Origin of the sequence: Aeromonas sp. SG16, from assembly GCF_024436135.1 — a bacterium.
Taxonomy (GTDB): Bacteria; Pseudomonadota; Gammaproteobacteria; order Enterobacterales; family Aeromonadaceae; genus Aeromonas; species Aeromonas jandaei.
Genome location: NZ_JANFNW010000013.1, coordinates 58,065 through 75,829, shown reverse-complemented (window position 1 = coordinate 75,829; position 17,765 = coordinate 58,065). Strand labels below are relative to the sequence as shown.

Below are 17,765 nucleotides of genomic sequence, written 5' to 3'. Positions count from 1 at the left end.
CAGTTATTGCTTGGGAATATAGAGCACCTGCCCTATCTGGATTTCCCGTGACTTGAGTTTGTTGATCTCCGCCAGTCTCGCCTGACTCACGCCGTACTTCTCGGCCAGGCGCGAGAGGCTCTGACCGCGCGTGACCACGTGGCGGATCATCTGCGACTTCTCGTTTTCCTGCACGCTGGTGACCGGAGCGCCGGTCTCTTTGGCCGCCTCGGAATAAGGCTTGATCACCCCGGCACCGGAGGAGCTGCCAGAAGCGCTTCCACTGTCGCGCACCGTCGCCGGCATCCGGTTGGTCACAACCGGCTGGGACTGAACTGGAGCCGACTTGCTCGCAACCTGCCTGGCTGGCGCAGGTTTGCTGACAGCCACCTGTTTATGGGTCGCGGCCGGGACGCTGGCGACCCCCTTGCCAGTGAGCATGGCCCCCTTGGTCGGGTGAGCACGGTAGTAGTTGCGGATCCCCTCGAAAATGGCGCGAGCCAGCTGATCCTGATAGCTGGCGGTAGCCAGCAGCTGCTCTTCCGCATGGTTGGAGATAAAGCCGGTCTCAACCAGCACAGAGGGAATGTCAGGGGCCTTCAGCACCGCCAGACTGGCGTGCTCGGGCGCTCTCTTGTGCAGCCGTGCCACCTTGCCCAGCGAGCGCAGGATCTGGCGACTGACGTCATAACCCTCGGCACGGGACTTGTCCATCGAGAGGTCGAGGAAGGTCTGCGCCAGATAGGGGTTGGGATCGGATTCGGCCAACACCTTGCCGACACCACCCAGCAGCTCACCCTGCTTCTCCTGCTTCTCCAGCCAGCTGCCCATCTCGCGGTTGGCGCGGTTGGTCGAGAGTACCCAGACCGAGGCGCCACGCGGGGTGGAGTTGTGGAAGCTGTCCGCGTGCACCGACACCAGCAGGTCGGCCTTGGCCTTGCGCGCGATCTCGGAACGCTTGTTGAGATCAACGAAGTAGTCACTGCGGCGGGTCAGCACGGCGCGCATGCCCGGCTCGCGGTCGATCAGTGCAGCCAGTTTCTGGGAGACCGCCAGGGTCACCCGCTTCTCATAGGTACGGCGCGGGCCGATGGAGCCAGGGTCTTCACCGCCGTGGCCTGGGTCGATGGCAATCACCACCCCTTTGCCCTTGCCGCCAACCGGCGTGGACTGCACCGCGGCAGCCGAGCGCTTCTCTTCATAGGGAAGGTCGATCACCAGACGGTGACCATAGGGGCCGGCAGGCGCCAGCGGAAAGACTACCGGCTTGATGGCAGAGCTGAGGTCGAGCACCAGACGCAGCCCCCCCTTCTCCAGCGGCGAACTTTCACGAATTTTACGCACCAGTTCGCTGCTGTTCTCGACCCGCGCCAGATTGGTGGCGTTGCTCGCCCCTTTCATGTCGATCACCAGCCGATCGGGGCCAGTCAGGGTGAAATAGTTGAAATCGGGGGCGCTGCTCATGTCGAGCACCACCCGGGTGTTATCAGGTGATGGCCAAATCCGCACGCTCTTGAGCTGATTAGCCCAGGAGGGTAACGCCATCAGGGAGAGAGCAATAACAAGGATCAAACGCACGTGGATGACAACCGTTCCAGAATAGCTTCGCCAGTAGCAGAACGAGCTTCAATCAGAGCTTCGCGCTGCTCGCCTACATAAGTGAGGGTGATTTCGAGATCAGGCGCCGGCAACCAGCCCTCGCCCTTCTCCGACCACTCCACCAGACAGAGGGTATTGGCGGCAAAATAGTCGCGAATTCCCATGAATTCCAGCTCTTCCGGATCGGCCAGACGATAGAGATCGAAGTGGTAAACCTGCCACCCCTCCAGCTCGTAGGGTTCCACCAGGGTATAAGTCGGACTTTTCACCTTGCCCTGATGGCCAAGCCCCTGCACCCAGCCACGGGTCAGGGTTGTTTTGCCAGCCCCGAGCGTCCCGTGCAAAAACACGGTCGTCGCCTGCTGGCAAGCCTTTGCCAGACGGCCTCCCAGAGCCACTGTTGCTGCCTCGTCCGGCAGTGTCATCATCAACTGTTTTGCCATGTTCTTCTTTTTTAACTTGTTATGGTGTCGGGATTAACCAGCTTGCGGATAAAGGGCAGCAGATCTGATGCCAGCATGCCACGCTCTCCATCAGCAGCAGCCAGATCGGCTGCCTCGCCGTGGATCACGGCCCCCAGCCAGGTTGCCAGGGTGGCAGACCAACCCTGAGCCAAAAGGGCGGCGATTATACCAGATAACAGATCGCCCATGCCGCCACTTGCCATGCCGGGATTGCCTTCATTGCACAAGGCAAGCCGCTCGCCATCATGGATGAGAGTCCCCGCCCCCTTGAGCAGCACCACTCCGCCGTAACGCTGTTGCAGCGCCCGCACGGCGGCAAACCGGTCTGCTTCAATCTCGGCAATGGAACACCCCAGCAGCCGCGCCGCTTCGCCAGGGTGCGGAGTGAGCACCCAATTATCCTGATGGCGGGGAGATTGCGCCAGCCAATTCAACCCGTCGGCGTCCAAAACCAGCGGCAATTGTTCGGTAAGGTGGCGGGCAAACTGCTGTCTGCCCCACTCCCCCTGACCCAACCCGGGGCCAATGACGCGAACCGAGGCCCAACCGCCGTCATCTTCTTCCTGCAGACTCATCAATTCAGGCTGATAGAGGCTGACTGCGGGTAATGCAGGGTGCTGGCTGACTCGCACCAGTCCAGCACCAGCCCGCAGACAGGCCCTGCCAGCCAGCACAATGGCCCCCTGCATGCCGCACTCTCCGCCCACCAGCAACACCTTGCCGTGGGAACCCTTATGCGAGGAGCGCTGACGCGGGCTCAGCAAGGATTGCAGCACCGGATAATCGAGCCGCCATGCTGCGGGGTGAATCTCCTCATCAGGCATGACACCAAGCGGGTCACAATCGAGCTGACCGGTCACATCGACCCCGTCAGCGGTGAGCAGCCCCTGCTTGATACCGATAAAGGTAAGAGTTCGGGTCGCCCGCACGGCAGCCCCCATGATCCTGCCGGTGTCGCCGTTGAGGCCAGAAGGAAGATCGACCGCCAGCACAGGTGCAGCCAACTCATTGATTGTTGCGACGATCTTTGTCAGTAACGGAGCAAGAGGTGTACTGACACCGGTGCCAAGCAGGGCATCGACAACCAGATCGGGAGGAGGAAATAGCGTCTGGTCGAACTGCTCTGCCAGCCAGACTTCACCACCTGCCGCCAGCCAGCTGTCGGCAGCGATCCTGGCATCCCCTTTCAGTTGGTCGGGAGAGCGAGCGGCGATCACCACCGGCTCAAGGCCACGTTCACGGGCAAGGCGGGCCAGCACATAGCCATCGCCGCCATTGTTGCCGGGGCCGACAAAAATCCACCAGCAGTTGCTCGCGGGCCAGTGGCTGCAGGCATAGGTACAAAGCGCCAGCCCTGCCCGCTCCATCAGCGCATAGAGGGGTTGCCCCTCACGCTCGGCCCAGCGCCGCTCTCGCGAGCGGATCTGTTCAGTCGACCACAGCCCCTGTGATAGACTGCTTCCCACTTTTTTGCACCAAGCGTCCCCGATGACCTCTACCATGATGGCTCCCGATCTGCTCTCTTTCGCTCCAAGTGCTCAAGTGCCGGGATGCCATGCAGCATGACAACACCTGATTTCAACCAGCTGGCTCAAGATATCAAGCTCTGGGCGAGCGAGCTAGGATTTGACCAGGTTGGCATCACCGACACGGATCTGCGGGCCGAAGAGCCGAAATTGCAGGCCTGGCTGGACGCCGGTTATCACGGCTCCATGGATTACATGGCGCGTCACGGCATGATGCGCGCCCGCCCCCATGAGCTGCTGCCGGGCACCTTGCGGGTCATCTCGGTGCGAATGAACTACCTCCCCTTCGAGGCAGGCTTTGCCGCCACCCTGCGCGACCCGACTCTCGGCTATATCAGCCGCTACGCCCTCGGCCGCGACTACCACAAGGTGCTGCGCAATCGCCTCAAACAGCTGGGTGACCGAATCGAAGCGCGCTGCGCCGAGCTGTTTCAAGGCACGTCTGACCCCCTTGGTGAGTGGCGCCCCTTTGTCGACTCCGCTCCCGTGCTGGAGCGGCCGTTGGCCGCCAAGGCTGGCCTCGGCTGGGTTGGCAAACACTCACTGCTGCTCAATGAGTCCGCCGGTTCCTTCTTCTTTTTGGGGGAGCTGCTGGTAAGCCTGCCACTCCCCATCGATGTGCCGGTGGAAAAAGAGCAGTGCGGCAAGTGTGTCGCCTGCATCAACATCTGCCCCACCAGCGCTATCGTCGCACCCTATGTGGTGGATGGCCGCCGCTGCATCTCCTATCTCACCATCGAGAACGACGGCCCTATTCCGGAAGAGTTCAGGCCCTTGATGGGCAACCGCATCTATGGCTGCGACGACTGCCAGCTCATCTGCCCGTGGAATCGCTACGCAGATGCCAGCCCGGAACCCGATTTCAGCCCCCGCCCCAGCCTGCATCGCCCGCCCCTGCTGGCGCTGTGGCGCTGGAGCGAGGCCGAGTTCCTCAAACATACCGAGGGGAGCCCAATCCGCCGCATCGGCTATCAACGCTGGCGCCGCAATCTGGCGGTAGCCCTTGGCAACGGCCCGACCGGCCCGGAGGTGATAGCCGCTCTGCAGCAAGCGCTGCCGGAAGCAGAGCCCATGGTGGCCGAACATATTGAATGGGCGCTGGCAACGCTGGCCAGACGTCAGGATGAAACGAACAAGAAAACCCGCCTGCTGATCCGTTGCATCGAAAAAGGTCTGCCGGATCACGCCTGAGTGATCTGCCCCTTGCCGGATTGCAGCAGTTTTTTCATGCTCTGCCGACCCACAAAGATCAGCACGCCATGGTTGAGCAACAATGGTCGGCACACAAAAAGGACATCACAGATGCAAATGTTGGGAGTGGATATTGGAGGCTCGGGGATCAAGGGCTGTCTGGTCGATACCGAAACCGGTGAGCTGATTGGCGAGCGCCATCGCATTGCCACACCACAGCCGGCCACCCCGGCCGCCATTGCCCATACCCTCAAGGCGCTGGTGGAACACTTCGACTGGAAAGGGTCGGTGGGCTGCGGCTTCCCGGCTACCATCCACAACGGCATTGCCAAGAGCGCAGCCAATATCGACAAGAGCTGGATTGAGACCGATGCCGAGCACCTGTTTGCCGATGTCACCGGCAAGCCCTGCTATGTGCTCAACGATGCCGACGCCGCCGGTCTGGCCGAGATGCGCTTTGGTGCCGGCAAGGATCGCAAGGGGGTTATCATCCTCATCACGGTCGGCACCGGCATCGGCACCGCTGTCTTCGTCAACGGTCACCTGCTGCCCAACACCGAGCTGGGCCATCTGATGCTGGAAGGGATGATCGCCGAGCACTACTGCTCCGACGCAGTGCGCAAACGCGAGGATCTCTCCTGGGGACGCTGGGGCAAACGCTTCAACAAATATCTGGCTCGCCTCGAGTTTCTCTTCTCCCCCGACCTCTTCATTCTGGGCGGCGGCAGCGCAGCCAAACTGGAGAAGTTCGTCGATCGCATCGAAACCCGGGCACCGCTCATTCCCGCAGCCAGCCTCAACCAGGCCGGAATTATCGGCGCGGCACTCTACGCCGCCGAACGACATCAGGGCTGATTGCACATCGGTGCCATGATCACCAGATAGAGAGAGGGCCCGGCAGCAATGCCGGGCTCTCTCTATCTGGTGATCGACCCTCTGTCCTTGCTACAAGTCATCGAGCTGGTGAGCACCGTGCACCAAGCGGGTCAGGCGGGTCTGCTCCAGTCGGGCCAAATTATCCAGCAATTCAGCCGTGCTCCGAGTCGGGCACTCCCGGGCCAGATGACCCAGTTCACCAATCAATTGCTCCTCCCAGCGGCAAACCAGGGCAACGATATCTTCGGTTCTGGCTGAAGCAGGCAACTCGCAGCACATAATCGCTGGCAACATGTCCTCGCTAAAGCTCTGATCCAGCCAGGTCTCCCGCACCGGGCCGCCCAGCTGGCTGGCGTACTCCTGCAGATGGACACTGGCGGCATCCTCCCGCCCTTGCAGATAGACCAGCAACATCCGGCAGCGTTCGCTATCCACCTGATTGGCCAGACGCCGGTAACAGAGACCTAGCTGGTGATGCACCTGCTCGAGGTAGTGCAGCAACTCTTTGATCTGTTGGAATCTCATCGCTCTGCCCTCCATGGGAAATCCGCAACCTCAGTATAAAAAACGGCCAGCCAAGCCCCAATCACGATCCGGCATCTTCTTGCGCTGCATCAAAATTGGCCGAGGTATATATAAGTGGGCAGACAGGGGGTTCAACTTTATGCAATTCTGGGGCTTGTGAGGGGTAGGCTCCACAGCCGGATAGTCGCGACAGGGATACCTAATAGAACAGAGCATCACACGCCATCAGCCAACTTTAATTCGGCTCTTTGGCTTCAAAGCGAAATTCAATATGGAATAACGCCAAACCCTGCTATTGCTTATCTGCCAACTGAAAATCCTTATCACTTTTTTAGACGTCTAGACGTAAAAACATGCGTTGACACAGCCATCCGGACATCTTAGCATCATCCCCCATGATGGCAGTGCAACCTAGTGAAACCTCTGCCCAATTTTCTCGCCTGTAGCGCCCTGTGCTGTAAGGCTGTTAGCACGGAAGAATCCATGATTAAGTTGATCGGTCTCAACAAAGTCTACGGTACAGGCAGTGACGCCGTGCACGCCCTGCGTGACGTGAGTCTGCATGTACCCCAAGGCAAAATCTTCGGGGTGATCGGTGCCTCCGGTGCCGGCAAGAGTACCCTCATCCGCTGTGTCAACCTGCTGGAGCGCCCGACTGAGGGCCAGGTGATTGTCGATGGCCAGGATCTGGTCACCCTGAGCGAACGGGATCTGACCCAGGCCCGCCGCCAGATCGGGATGATCTTCCAGCACTTCAACCTGCTCGCCTCCCGAACCGTGTTTGCCAACATCGCCTTTCCGCTGGAGCTGGCAGGCTGGAACAAGGATCAGATCAAGAGCCGGGTCGAAGAGCTGCTGGCGCTGGTCGGGCTGGAAGCCCGTGCCCACGCCTATCCATCCGAACTCTCCGGCGGCCAGAAACAGCGGGTCGCCATCGCCCGGGCGCTGGCCCCTGCCCCCAAAGTGCTGCTGTGTGACGAGGCCACTTCGGCACTCGATCCGCAGACCACCCGCTCGATCCTGACCCTGCTCAAGGAGATCAACGTCAAGCTGGGGCTTACCATCCTGCTCATCACCCACGAAATGGATGTAGTGAAGGGGATCTGTGACGAAGTGGCCATCATCAGCGACGGCAGCCTGATCGAACAGGGCGAAGTGGCCTGGTTCTTCAGCAATGCCAAGACCCAGCTGGCCCGCGATTTCATTCGCTCCACCATCCATCTGGAGGTACCGCAGGAGTATCAGGATCGGATGAGCAATGAGCGAGTGCCCGACAGCTACCCGCTGCTGAAGCTTGGCTTTACCGGCAGCACGGTCGATACACCCCTCATCTCCGAGGCGAGCCGCCGTTTCAATATCGATATCAGCATTCTGAGTGCCGACATCGAGTACGCAGGTGGCGTCAAATTCGGTTTCCTGCTGGCCGAGCTGTTCGGGGATGAAGCCCAGTGCGAGGCGACCCAGCAGTTCCTCATCGACAATCACATTCAGCTGGAGGTAATGGGTTATGTCCGAAGCCATGATTAATCTGCTCATCACGGCCCTGGGCGACACCCTTATCATGGTGTTTGCCTCCGCCCTGTTTGGCTGCCTGCTCGGCCTGCCGCTCGGCGTGGCACTGCATGTGACCAAAGCTAGCCAGATCCTGGCCAACCCGCTGCTCAACCGCACCCTGGGCATGGTGGTCAACGTGGGTCGCTCGGTGCCCTTTATCATCCTGCTGGTCGCGATTATTCCGCTGACCCGGCTGATTGTCGGCACCAGTATCGGCACCATCGCCGCCATCGTGCCGCTGACCGTCGGTTGCATCCCCTTCATCGCCCGTCTGGTGGAAGGTGCCCTGATGGAAGTCCCCGACGGCCTGCTGGAAGCGGCCAAGGCGATGGGCGCCAAGCCATTGCAAATCATCACCAAGGTGCTGCTGCCCGAGGCCCTGCCCGGCATCCTCAACAGCGTCACCATTACCCTCGTCACGCTGGTGAACTACTCAGCCATGGCTGGTGCCATCGGTGGTGGTGGTCTCGGTGATGTGGGCATCCGTTACGGCTATCAGCGCTTCGATCCGACCGTCATGCTGGTCACCGTCGTGATACTGGTCGTGCTGGTTCAACTTATCCAGAGCGCGGGTGAGCGCCTGGTCAACAAATGTGATCATCGTTAATCGTCGATTTCTGACAGGAGGTTTTATGAAATTTGGCATCAAATCCGTTGCGGCAGCCCTGCTGGCTGGTCTGGTACTGGCCGGTTGCGGTCAAAAGGAAGAGAACAAGACCCTGAAAGTAGGCGCCATTGCCGGCCCTGAGACCGAGCTGGTCGAAGTAGCCGCCAAGGTGGCAAAAGAGAAATATGGTCTGAACGTCGAGATCGTCAACTTCTCCGACTATGTCACCCCGAACGTGGCGCTGAACGATGGCAGCATCGACATCAACGCCTTCCAGCACAAACCCTATCTGGATGCACAGGTACGTGATCGCGGCTTCAAACTGGTACCGGTCGGCAACACCTTCGTCTACCCGATCGCCGGTTACTCCAAGAAGCTGAAGTCTCTGAGCGAGCTGAAAGATGGCGCCCAGATCGCGGTACCGAACGATCCGACCAACCTTGGCCGCTCCCTGATCCTGCTGGCCAAGCAGGGCCTGATCACCCTGAAAGATGGTGCTGGTCTGGAGGCGACCGTACTCGATATCGCCAGCAACCCGCGCAACTTCAAGATCGTTGAACTGGAAGCTGCCCAGCTGCCGCGCTCGCTGGAAGACGTGGATCTCGCCATCATCAACAACACCTTTGCCGGCCAGATTGGTCTGACCCCGACCGAAAATGGCCTGTTTGTTGAAGACAAAGAGTCCCCCTACGTCAACCTGATCGTCGCCCGCGACAACAACAAGGATGACGAGAAGGTCAAACAGTTCGTACAGGCCTTCCAGACCGATGATGTCTACAAGAAAGGGCTGGAGCTGTTCAAAGGCGGCCTGGTAAAAGGTTGGTAATTGCTCACTCGACAAAAAAGGCCACGCAATGCGTGGCCTTTTTTATTGCCGCCGCTATCATATCGGCGAGCACGGCAACACGAATATAACATCACATGAAAAAATGGTATCTGGCCTACTGCAAGCCAAAGGAAGAGGCCCGCGCCCGCGCCCACCTCGATGCCCAGGGCATCGAATCCTACTACCCCATGGTGGAAATCGAGAAACTGCGTCGGGGCAAGCGAGTCCCGGTAAAGGAACCCATGTTTCCCAACTACCTCTTCATCTACGTCGATCTGGAAGAGGTAACTCCGGTCACCCTGAAATCGACCCGTGGCATCAGCCGGATCATCCACTTCGGCAGTGAATGGACGCCCATCAGCAACAAGCTGGTCTATCAGCTGATGAGCCGCGATGACAGCGACGAGGCGCGAGCCAGCTACGCCAAGCTGCCAAATGCGGGCGATAAGGTATTGATTGAAGAGGGGCCATTGGCAGGGTTTGAAGCCATCTATATGGAGCCGGATGGGGAGAAACGGGCCATTCTGCTGGTCAGTCTGCTCAATAAAGAGACCACCAGCAGCTTCGAAAACCACGCCTTCAGACGTATCGACTAAGAGGTGGGCAGGATGTCCTGCCCCCCCCCCCCGTCACTCCAGCTCGAAACGGGCGATCACTGCCGTCAACTTGCCGGTATCACCCGCCAGACGGGCGACGATGCCCTCACCCTGCTGGCTCTGCTGACAGGATTGGCGGCTCAGAGCGGCAATATCCTCTACCGTTCCAGCCACTTCGGCGGCAACCTTGGATTGTTGCTCGGTCGCCGTTGCGATGGCCTCCAGCTGGCCAGATAGCTCTTGCACCAGCTGGTTCATCGCATTCAACGTCTCGGTTACCAACCCGACTGCATCACGCCCCTGCTCGACCAGCTGGGTGCCACCGCTCACAGTGGTGACGGTCTGGCGGGTTTGCTGGGAAATGGCGCTAATGGTCTGGCTGATCTCGGCGGTTGACTGGTGAGTGCGGGTTGCCAGCTGACGTACCTCATCGGCGACCACGGCAAAACCGCGTCCCTGATCTCCGGCCCGCGCCGCTTCTATTGCCGCATTAAGGGCCAGCAAGTTGGTCTGCTCGGCAATGGTGGCGATAACTTCGGTGATCTGGCCGACCTGCTCGCTCTGCTTCTCAAGCAATCCCATCGCGTGATTGGCTTGCCCAATCATGGCGGCGATCTGCTGCATGGCATCTGTCATCCGTGCCAATGCATTCTGTCCCTGCCGGGTTTGCTGCTGCACCTGATGGGCACTATCGGCTGCATTGGCAATATTGCCCGCCACCTCTTTCGTACTGACCGACATCTGCTCGATAGCGCTGGCGACCGCTTTTACCCGAATATCCTGCGCGGTCAAATCGGTCACTATCGCCTGAGTTGTGCTGCCAACATCCTGACAGGCGACGTCTACCTGTCCCACAGCCCCCTGCAGCTCGCTCACCAGATTGCGCAGCTGGGCCGACATCCGGTTGATGGAGCCGGTCAAACCGCCCAGCTCATCCTGCCTCAGTACGGGCAAGGGGTTGGCAGCCAGCTTGCCGTCGGCGACCTCACCTGCCCGCACAACCAGACTGGCAATGTCACGAGTCAAACGACGACTGAAGAGCCACGCCACCAGCATGCCAAGCACGATGGAACTCCCCGTTGCCAGCAACAGAGTACGAGTGATGGAGTGGCCAGCCTGCGTCATCTCTCCTGAGATTGCAGTTACTTTGCTGCGGGTCTCCCCTACCTGTTTGGCCAACCGCTCGTAGAGGATCTCCTGCATCGGCTCAATCTCTTTTGCCATCAGATAGTTGGCCTGATCCCAATCCGGTGCTTGCCGCTTGCTGATGACCTGGCCCACCAGCTCCGAGAAGGGGGTACCCATCTCCTCAAACAGCTGCCAGAGGCTGCGCTCGGTTTCGGAAAAGAGACTGGACTGCTGCTTGAGTTCCGCCACCCGTTGCTGATGGAACTTGTAATAGTCCTCATACTTGCTGCGATATTCCGGGTCGCCGGAAATAAGAAAATCTCGCAGGGCGGAGAGCGCATTTGACAAGCTGTTGTAGGCATCTCCCACCTGCTTGAGCAACATGCGGCGATCTCCCGATAGCTGATCCTGAGGAGTCGCCACCTCTTCATTGGCGAAAGATTGCAGCTGATCGAGCGCAGCTTCGGCAAGCGGCCCGGCCTCCTGCAGCATCAGGGTATGTGCTGGCAGATTCTCCTCTGTGTGGGCAATCGCCCATACCTTTTCCTGACTGCTCTTGAAACTCTTGAGTGACTGTACCAACCCCACATCAAACTGCTGGCTGGTAATAACCTGCCAGGCCCCCTCCCACTCCTGCTTCAATCTGGCTGCTTGGGCGGGGTCCTTGCCAAGAATGAGATAACCACGCAGAGCCGAGACGGTGGCGACCAGCGCTTTCTGGCTGGCCTCATCCCGCTGCAGAGCCGGCAGCGCCTGTGCCAACAGCATCTGCTGGGATTGATTGATCTGGTTTAGACGGTAGTAGACCAGCGCAGAGGAGAGGGCGATCAGAAGATTGATAAATCCAAAGCTGATCAGAAGCTTGTGTGAGATTTTCATGAACATCCTTGTTCAGATGAGGCCCGCAGGCCAAAAGAATCAGATCGATATAAGTGTAGGCAATCTCTCCTGCCAGGAGCGGTGCCACTCCTGCAATTCACTGCGCGGCATCGGTCTGGCAGAGAAAAAGCCCTGACACACGTCACATCCAAGTTTTGCCAACTGTTGCCAGGTCAACTCATCCTCGACCCCTTCCGCCACCGATTTAAGCCCCAGCTTGCGGGCAAGCTCGATACTGGACTCGATAATGGCCAGACGGGATGGATCTGCGTAGCAGCGATCGACGAAGGATCGATCCAGCTTCAACTCGGTAAAAGGCAACAGGGCCAACTGCTGCATCGATGAGTAGCCGGTGCCGAAATCATCGATAGAGAGACCGAATCCATGCATCCGCAGTCGGGTCAGCACTTCCAGCGACTTGCCCACATCCTGCACGAAGGAGCTCTCGGTCACTTCCAGAGTGATCAGTTCTGGATTGATGCTCCAGCGCTGACATTGCGCGATCAGGGAGTTGCAGAGATCCCCCTCAATCAGCGAGGTGGTTGAAAGGTTCATCGACAAGTTGAGTGATAGACCGGTCTCCTCCCAGAGATGACCATCGCGCAGCGACTTGTTGATGATGATTTCGGTGAGTTGATCTATGAGCCCGTTGTTTTCCGCCAGCGGAATGAAGCGACCCGGCGAGACCAGGCCATATTCCGGATGCTGCCAGCGTGCCAGAGCCTCCATCCCGACCCATTCGCCGGTGGCAAAGCTGACTTTCGGTTGATACCAGGGGACGATTTGGTCATCATCCAGCGCGCGTCGCAGTTCATCCAGCCCAAGCCGATGCCCATCCTCTTTTTGGGCCTGCTCCTGACGAGGAGACCACGACTCGATCAACACTTTTAACTGTTGCTTGGTCGATGGTTTTTCGATACGGCCCAGCACCTGCAAACCATAGGCGGCACTCATCCGCAGCACAGCTTCCACGACGTCATCCTCCAATGCACTGGAGAGAATGATGCCTCCGCTGAATCCTCCCAGGGAGAGGCGGCGCAACAGCGCCATTCCATCCATGCCGGGCATGCGCAGGTCACAAAAAAGGATATCAACCGAGTGACGCTGGCACAGCTCAAGTGCCTCCTGCCCATCACGAGCCTCCAGCAACTGTTGATAACCCAGGTCACGGATCTGGTGCATCAGGGCCTTGCGTTGAAACGCATGGTCCTCGACAACCATGATGACCAATTCATCGTGTACGTTATTCATCGAGCCATAATCCAATTTCGTGGGAGATTGCGTTCATCAATACCTGTACCCCGCAAACCAACTCTTCCAGCTCCTCCGTCTGCTTCAATCGTGCGGCCGATTCGAGTCTGGCGGCCTGTGCTGCCAGCTCTTGCAGCCCCACCATGCGTGCGGCCCCCTTGATACGGTGGGCCGTTTCTACCAGCGCCTGAGTATCGTGGCAAGTCAGTGCCACCATCATATCCTTGCCATCCTGACGGTTGGAATCGAGATATTCTTTTGCCATCGCCCGGGCAGCCTCCTCATCACCAAAGAGCCCTTGCCAGCGTTCCGCCTGCTCGGCGATTTGCTGCTGTTCTGCGGGTCCTTCTGTTGAGACTGTAGCCACATCAGTCAGCCAGTGTGCCAATAGTTGACGCAGGGTCTCGAGAGGATATGGCTTGAACAGCATGTCACTCATGCCTGCCTCAACCATCCGCGCACTCGCCTCTTCCGAAGTATCAGCCGTTACCCCGATTATGGGCGCAGTCACTCCCTGGGCTCGCAACGCTCTGGCCAGACTATAGCCATCCATCACCGGCATATGACAATCAGTCAGCAGCAGAGAGAAATCCTGCCCCTGCCATGCCCGCAAAGCCTTCTCGCCATCCTCAACCACCTGCGCCTCTATCCCGAGAATGGCGAGCTGTCTGGCCAGCAGAGCACGGTTGACCGGATGATCGTCGGCCACCAGCACCCTCCCTCCCAGCTTCTCCCCAAGTGCCGTGAGCATGGGGGTAACCTGCTCATTGAGCAATTCGTTGCAACTCTCCAGCAGCAGATCCGGATAAAGAGGTGAGAGTCCCAGTCGCCACCAGTGAGCAGCACCGAGACGCCCGCGAAGCGCCTCGCGGGGAGACACAATGATCCCTTTGAGAGCCCTTTGTTGAAGCCAGCTTTGCCACTCGGGCCCCAGCGTCTGCTCCAGCCAAAGTTCGTCTGCCAGCAGCAATCCCTGCAAATCATCACTGAAATTCGACGCTTCAATGGGTTTGAGCTTGGCACCAAGACGTCTCATGGCCATCTCCAGCACCGGATCGTTGCTGAAATACCACCACTCGCTCCCAGCCAAAGCTGGCAGATCCCATTGTGGTTTCTGCAGCGGTACGGTGAAGGTAAAACTCGACCCCTCACCCGGCTTGCTGACCAGATGCAGGTTGCCCCCCATTTTCCGCACCAGCTGATCGCAGATGGCCAGCCCCAGCCCTGTACCACCGAAGCGGCGATTGATGTCTGACTCCACCTGTTCAAAAGGAGTGAAGAGCAGCGCCTGCTTCTCTTCGGCAATCCCGATACCGGTATCGGCGACCATAATGCTCAACAACCCGTCGAGGTAGTTAACAGCAAGAGTGATGCTCCCTTGCTCGGTGAACTTGACTGCATTGTTGAGCAGATTGGAGATAACCTGTCCTACCCTGACGCCATCCATCTCGGCCTGATCGGGCATGGATTGACCCCACTCCAGCACCACCTGCAACCCTTTGCTATGCGCGAGCGTCGCATGGCCACGGATCGCGTCACAAATAACGGATTGCACGCGACAGACCTGATAGTGCAATCGCAACTGGCCAGCCTCTATCTTGGAAAAGTCGAGGATGTCATTCACCAGATAGAGCAGGTTGTTGGTTGAAGTGACGACATTGCGCACCATGTAGCGCTGATCGTCATCCAGCTCGCTCATCTGCAACAGCTCCAGCATGCCGTGCATACCGGAGATGGGGGTTCTCAACTCGTGACTCATGGTGGCGAGAAAGCGGCTACGCGCCTGCATGGCCTGCTCGGCATAGGCTTGCGCCTCGCGCAACTGGTGCTCCTGCAGCTTGAGCGCCGTAATGTCCTGGATCACCCCGTTGAGGATCAGCTCCTGCTGCTCCTGGCGCACGAAACTGCCACGTACCTGCAGATAGCGATCCCCCTCCGGCCGCTCGACTTTGACCTCCAGATCAAGCGGGGCCAGGGTCTCGGCATGATTGGCCACCTTGCTGACAAAGTCCTGCAACGCCTCCTCGGTAAACCCGAAGATCTCTCCTCCCGACTCGGCAGCAAAAAGCTCCTGATGACTGACCCCGAGGATCTCGCGAGCCCCCTGGGAGGCATAGAGAAATCGTCCCTTGCCCGGCCCCTGCCACAGATACTGGTAGACAATGCCCGGCATACTGTCGGTAATCTGGGTCAGGCGGGTTTCCGCCTTGCGCGCCCGCGCCTCCGCATCCTTGATCTGGCTGACATCGGTGAGCACGGTCAACACCCCCAACATCTTGCCTGCCGGGTCGCGATAGGGAAGTTTGACGTACATCACATGAAACGGTGAACCATCGGCCCGCACACTGTTGCCCGCCCCCTCCAGCTTGCGGCCACTCTGCCAGACGGCTCGCTCCTCCTGTACCATCTGGCGACGAACCGGCTCGGGCATGTGCGCGAGATCGTCTCGCTGCTGCCCATCATGCTCGATGAAAAAGGTCTCGCGATAGGCTTGATTGCAAAGGGTGATATGTTGCTCGTTGTCACGCAGCGCCACCATTGTCGGCAAGGAGTTGAGCAGTGTCTGCACAAAAGAGAGCTGCTCATTCAACTTGCTTTCCGCAACCTTGCGCTGAGCAATCTGACGACGCAGGCTGCGCGCCCACAGCAACACCAGCAGACCCGAGGTACCAAGAGCCGCTACGGCAAAGGCCAGCCATTTGTATAGAGGGCTATTGTCCACCGCCATATTGACCGAGATGTTGAGCCAGCGGCGATCGAACAGCTGCCACTCTTCATCAGTAATGGTCTGCAGCAACTTGTCCATAATCCTGGTCAGCTCGGGCTGTGCAATATCGACCGCCATACTGATCGGCACCGAAAATTCGGGGCTCCCCAGCACAACCTGGTACTTCTCGTTGAATCCTTTCATCGCCTGCTGGCCAAGGTTGGTCATGGTCAGCAGTACATAATCGACCTTGCCCGAGTCGAGCAACTTCAGAAGATCTGCATCGCGGCCAACCTCAACAATCTTCCCGCCAAAGTTGCGAATCAACGATGCCTCGTAGGAACCTGTCACCCCCCCGATCTGACGCCCCTTTAAATCAGCCAGAGATTTCAAGCTGCGAGCACCGCTCCTGGCAACGATGTAGCTGTCAAACTTGAGGTAAGAGGAGGTAAAGGAGGCGAACTCCCGCCGATCCTTCAGGGGAGTCATCAGAGGGATCAAATCAATCTTGTGCGCTTGCAGTAGTTCGATGGACTCTTGCCAAGTGCGGGTCGGAACCAGCTCAAACCGGACACCGGAACGCAGGCTGATAAGCTTCATCAGGTCAGCGGCATACCCGTGCAATCTCCCCTCTTCATCGATCTCGCTGATACCGGAAAAAGAGGGAGCGACGGCAAACCGGATCACTTTTTTCTGTTTTAACCATGCCATTTCGGCAGGCTCCAGCAGCAGATCGACCTTGAAGCGGCTATCCCCCTCCGCCAGGCGCAGGCGGGAATCGGTCACCGGGATCCTCTGATATGCCTGCCAGATCCGCTCTGTCAGCTCACTATTATTTGAGCTGGTCGCAATCGTCAGGGCGCTGCTGCTCAACCAGCGAGGAGTCGCAATCCCCATGGTGTCCGGGAGGCGCTGCAGCTCCCGCACCAGAATAGGGCCCAGCGCCAGATAACCATCAGCCAGACCCAGCTTGACCATATAGGTTGCCTCATCACGGCTCTCGACCTGGGTCACGTTGGGCATTCCCAGCGATGCCAGCTCACGGCAACTGCCAAACCCGCGGATACAAACCCAGCGCATTTTTTTTGCCTGCTCGATCGTTAACCGCTGGTTGGGATGTTGCATCAGGATAGCGCGGCCATAAGAGCCGAGGTGACCGATATGGTTCACCCCCTCCACCGGCAAAGCATCAAGCTCCACCCCGACCAGCGCATCAACCTTCCCCTTCTTCAGCGCTTCCTGAGCTTCGATATAAGAGTTAAAGGATACGCAACGCAGCGTTAATCCCATCTCGGCGGCAATCCGCAGGGCCAGCTCCTTGAGTGGACCGGCGTACTGTTTCGATGGCACCTCGTAGATAAAGGGGGGATAACCCCCACGGGGGACACCCACCACCAGCTCCTGAGAGAAGCCCTGCTCATCAACCGCTCTTTGTTCCTCTTCGGGCGATGACTCTGCAGCAACATGCCAACTCAGCAGAAGCAGTGAGCAAAAAATCAGTAGGAGATGACAAGCGCGAGACATGAGCTATTTGTCCTGATGAGTGAGGCCAATACGATTCATCCTCGACCCTCTAGATAATGGCTCTAGCCGGTGAGAAAACAAACAGTTCCGCTATAAACGGGGCCAAGAGGATAGAGGGATATTGGCTGAATGTGAATAAACAATCCTTTTTAAAGCAAAAAACGTGACAGATTTTGGTCTGTCACGTCATTTTTTCGCAACGTTAAAAGATTGGGGGGAACAACGCCCCCACCACATCAGGTTATTCGATTCCCAAGCCGGAAGCCTGTTTGATACTCGCGCTCACGGATATGGGAGATCTGCCCCTCATACCCTTCCAGACCGATATCTTTCAGCAGGGCAGGCGAGAGATTGATCACAGCGAGACGACGCTCGACCTTGGCGATCCGCTTTTGTACCAAAGACTCGACGCTACGCAGTAAAACCAGTTCGATAGACATGACATTCTCCAGTTGAACATGCGGTTCTCCCGGAGAAAGTGGATATCACCCTGCGGGACAAACCGCGGGTGATAAAAAGACAGGGGTTACCTG

General features: G+C 58.4%; 14 protein-coding genes. 6 read left to right on the top strand and 8 right to left on the bottom strand.

Translation table 11 applies throughout. From position 1 onward, the window contains the following. Positions 1-3 precede the first annotated feature (3 nt). The 3 genes from NOM67_RS20785 to NOM67_RS20775 are packed head-to-tail and all read right to left on the bottom strand — an operon-like array spanning position 4 to position 3,544. Positions 4-1,557, bottom strand: coding sequence for an N-acetylmuramoyl-L-alanine amidase (locus NOM67_RS20785; protein WP_255939921.1), 1,554 nt, complete (start codon positions 1,555-1,557; stop codon positions 4-6). Further along, positions 1,548-2,021 carry a tRNA (adenosine(37)-N6)-threonylcarbamoyltransferase complex ATPase subunit type 1 TsaE gene (gene tsaE, locus NOM67_RS20780; protein ID WP_041210423.1) on the bottom strand — a complete coding sequence of 158 codons (474 nt, stop codon included), beginning with the start codon at positions 2,019-2,021 and terminating at the stop codon, positions 1,548-1,550. Before tsaE ends, NOM67_RS20785 begins: the two co-directional genes overlap by 10 nt. Positions 2,022-2,032: 11 nt before the next feature. Next, on the bottom strand, positions 2,033-3,544 hold the full coding sequence (locus NOM67_RS20775; RefSeq protein ID WP_255939918.1) for an NAD(P)H-hydrate dehydratase: 1,512 nt from the start codon (positions 3,542-3,544) through the stop codon (positions 2,033-2,035). Between the two features lie 60 nt (positions 3,545-3,604). Here NOM67_RS20775 and queG point away from each other — a divergent pair, with 60 nt between their 5' ends. Both queG and ppgK read left to right on the top strand, forming a co-directional pair. Then, positions 3,605-4,759 carry a tRNA epoxyqueuosine(34) reductase QueG gene (gene queG, locus NOM67_RS20770; protein ID WP_255939916.1) on the top strand — a complete coding sequence of 385 codons (1,155 nt, stop codon included), beginning with the start codon at positions 3,605-3,607 and terminating at the stop codon, positions 4,757-4,759. Between the two features lie 111 nt (positions 4,760-4,870). Beyond that, positions 4,871-5,614, top strand: coding sequence for a polyphosphate--glucose phosphotransferase (ppgK, locus tag NOM67_RS20765; protein WP_255939914.1), 744 nt, complete (start codon positions 4,871-4,873; stop codon positions 5,612-5,614). 90 nt (positions 5,615-5,704) lie between these two features. Here ppgK and NOM67_RS20760 read toward each other — a convergent pair whose 3' ends face one another. After that, positions 5,705-6,160 (bottom strand): hypothetical protein, encoded by a 456-nt coding sequence (locus NOM67_RS20760; RefSeq protein ID WP_255939912.1) that lies wholly within the window; start codon positions 6,158-6,160, stop codon positions 5,705-5,707. A 483-nt stretch (positions 6,161-6,643) separates the two neighbouring features. Between NOM67_RS20760 and metN the strand changes: the two genes are divergently transcribed. The 4 genes from metN (at position 6,644) to rfaH (ending at position 9,743) form a co-directional block, all read left to right on the top strand. Then, complete coding sequence (metN, locus tag NOM67_RS20755) at positions 6,644-7,687, top strand: methionine ABC transporter ATP-binding protein MetN (protein ID WP_255939910.1); 1,044 nt, start codon at positions 6,644-6,646, stop codon at positions 7,685-7,687. Continuing rightward, on the top strand, positions 7,668-8,321 hold the full coding sequence (locus NOM67_RS20750; RefSeq protein WP_201912191.1) for a methionine ABC transporter permease: 654 nt from the start codon (positions 7,668-7,670) through the stop codon (positions 8,319-8,321). The genes metN and NOM67_RS20750 overlap by 20 nt, the downstream gene beginning before the upstream one ends. A 25-nt stretch (positions 8,322-8,346) precedes the next feature. Next, positions 8,347-9,147 (top strand): methionine ABC transporter substrate-binding lipoprotein MetQ, encoded by an 801-nt coding sequence (gene metQ / locus NOM67_RS20745; RefSeq protein WP_041210417.1) that lies wholly within the window; start codon positions 8,347-8,349, stop codon positions 9,145-9,147. A 95-nt stretch (positions 9,148-9,242) separates the two neighbouring features. Continuing rightward, entirely contained in the window at positions 9,243-9,743 is a 501-nt protein-coding gene (rfaH, locus tag NOM67_RS20740) for a transcription/translation regulatory transformer protein RfaH (protein ID WP_041210416.1), read from the top strand. 33 nt (positions 9,744-9,776) lie between these two features. Here rfaH and NOM67_RS20735 read toward each other — a convergent pair whose 3' ends face one another. The 4 genes from NOM67_RS20735 to NOM67_RS20720 form a co-directional block, all read right to left on the bottom strand. Then, positions 9,777-11,750 carry a methyl-accepting chemotaxis protein gene (locus NOM67_RS20735; RefSeq protein ID WP_156852477.1) on the bottom strand — a complete coding sequence of 658 codons (1,974 nt, stop codon included), beginning with the start codon at positions 11,748-11,750 and terminating at the stop codon, positions 9,777-9,779. 39 nt (positions 11,751-11,789) lie between these two features. Continuing rightward, positions 11,790-13,001: an EAL domain-containing protein gene (locus tag NOM67_RS20730; protein ID WP_156852478.1), complete on the bottom strand. Its 1,212-nt coding sequence runs from the start codon at positions 12,999-13,001 to the stop codon at positions 11,790-11,792. Further along, positions 12,994-17,232, bottom strand: coding sequence for a transporter substrate-binding domain-containing protein (locus NOM67_RS20725; RefSeq protein WP_255939905.1), 4,239 nt, complete (start codon positions 17,230-17,232; stop codon positions 12,994-12,996). Before NOM67_RS20725 ends, NOM67_RS20730 begins: the two co-directional genes overlap by 8 nt. A 236-nt stretch (positions 17,233-17,468) precedes the next feature. Beyond that, a complete protein-coding gene (locus NOM67_RS20720; RefSeq protein ID WP_033114907.1) occupies positions 17,469-17,672 on the bottom strand; it encodes a hypothetical protein in 204 nt (67 codons plus the stop codon). Positions 17,673-17,765: the final 93 nt, after the last annotated feature.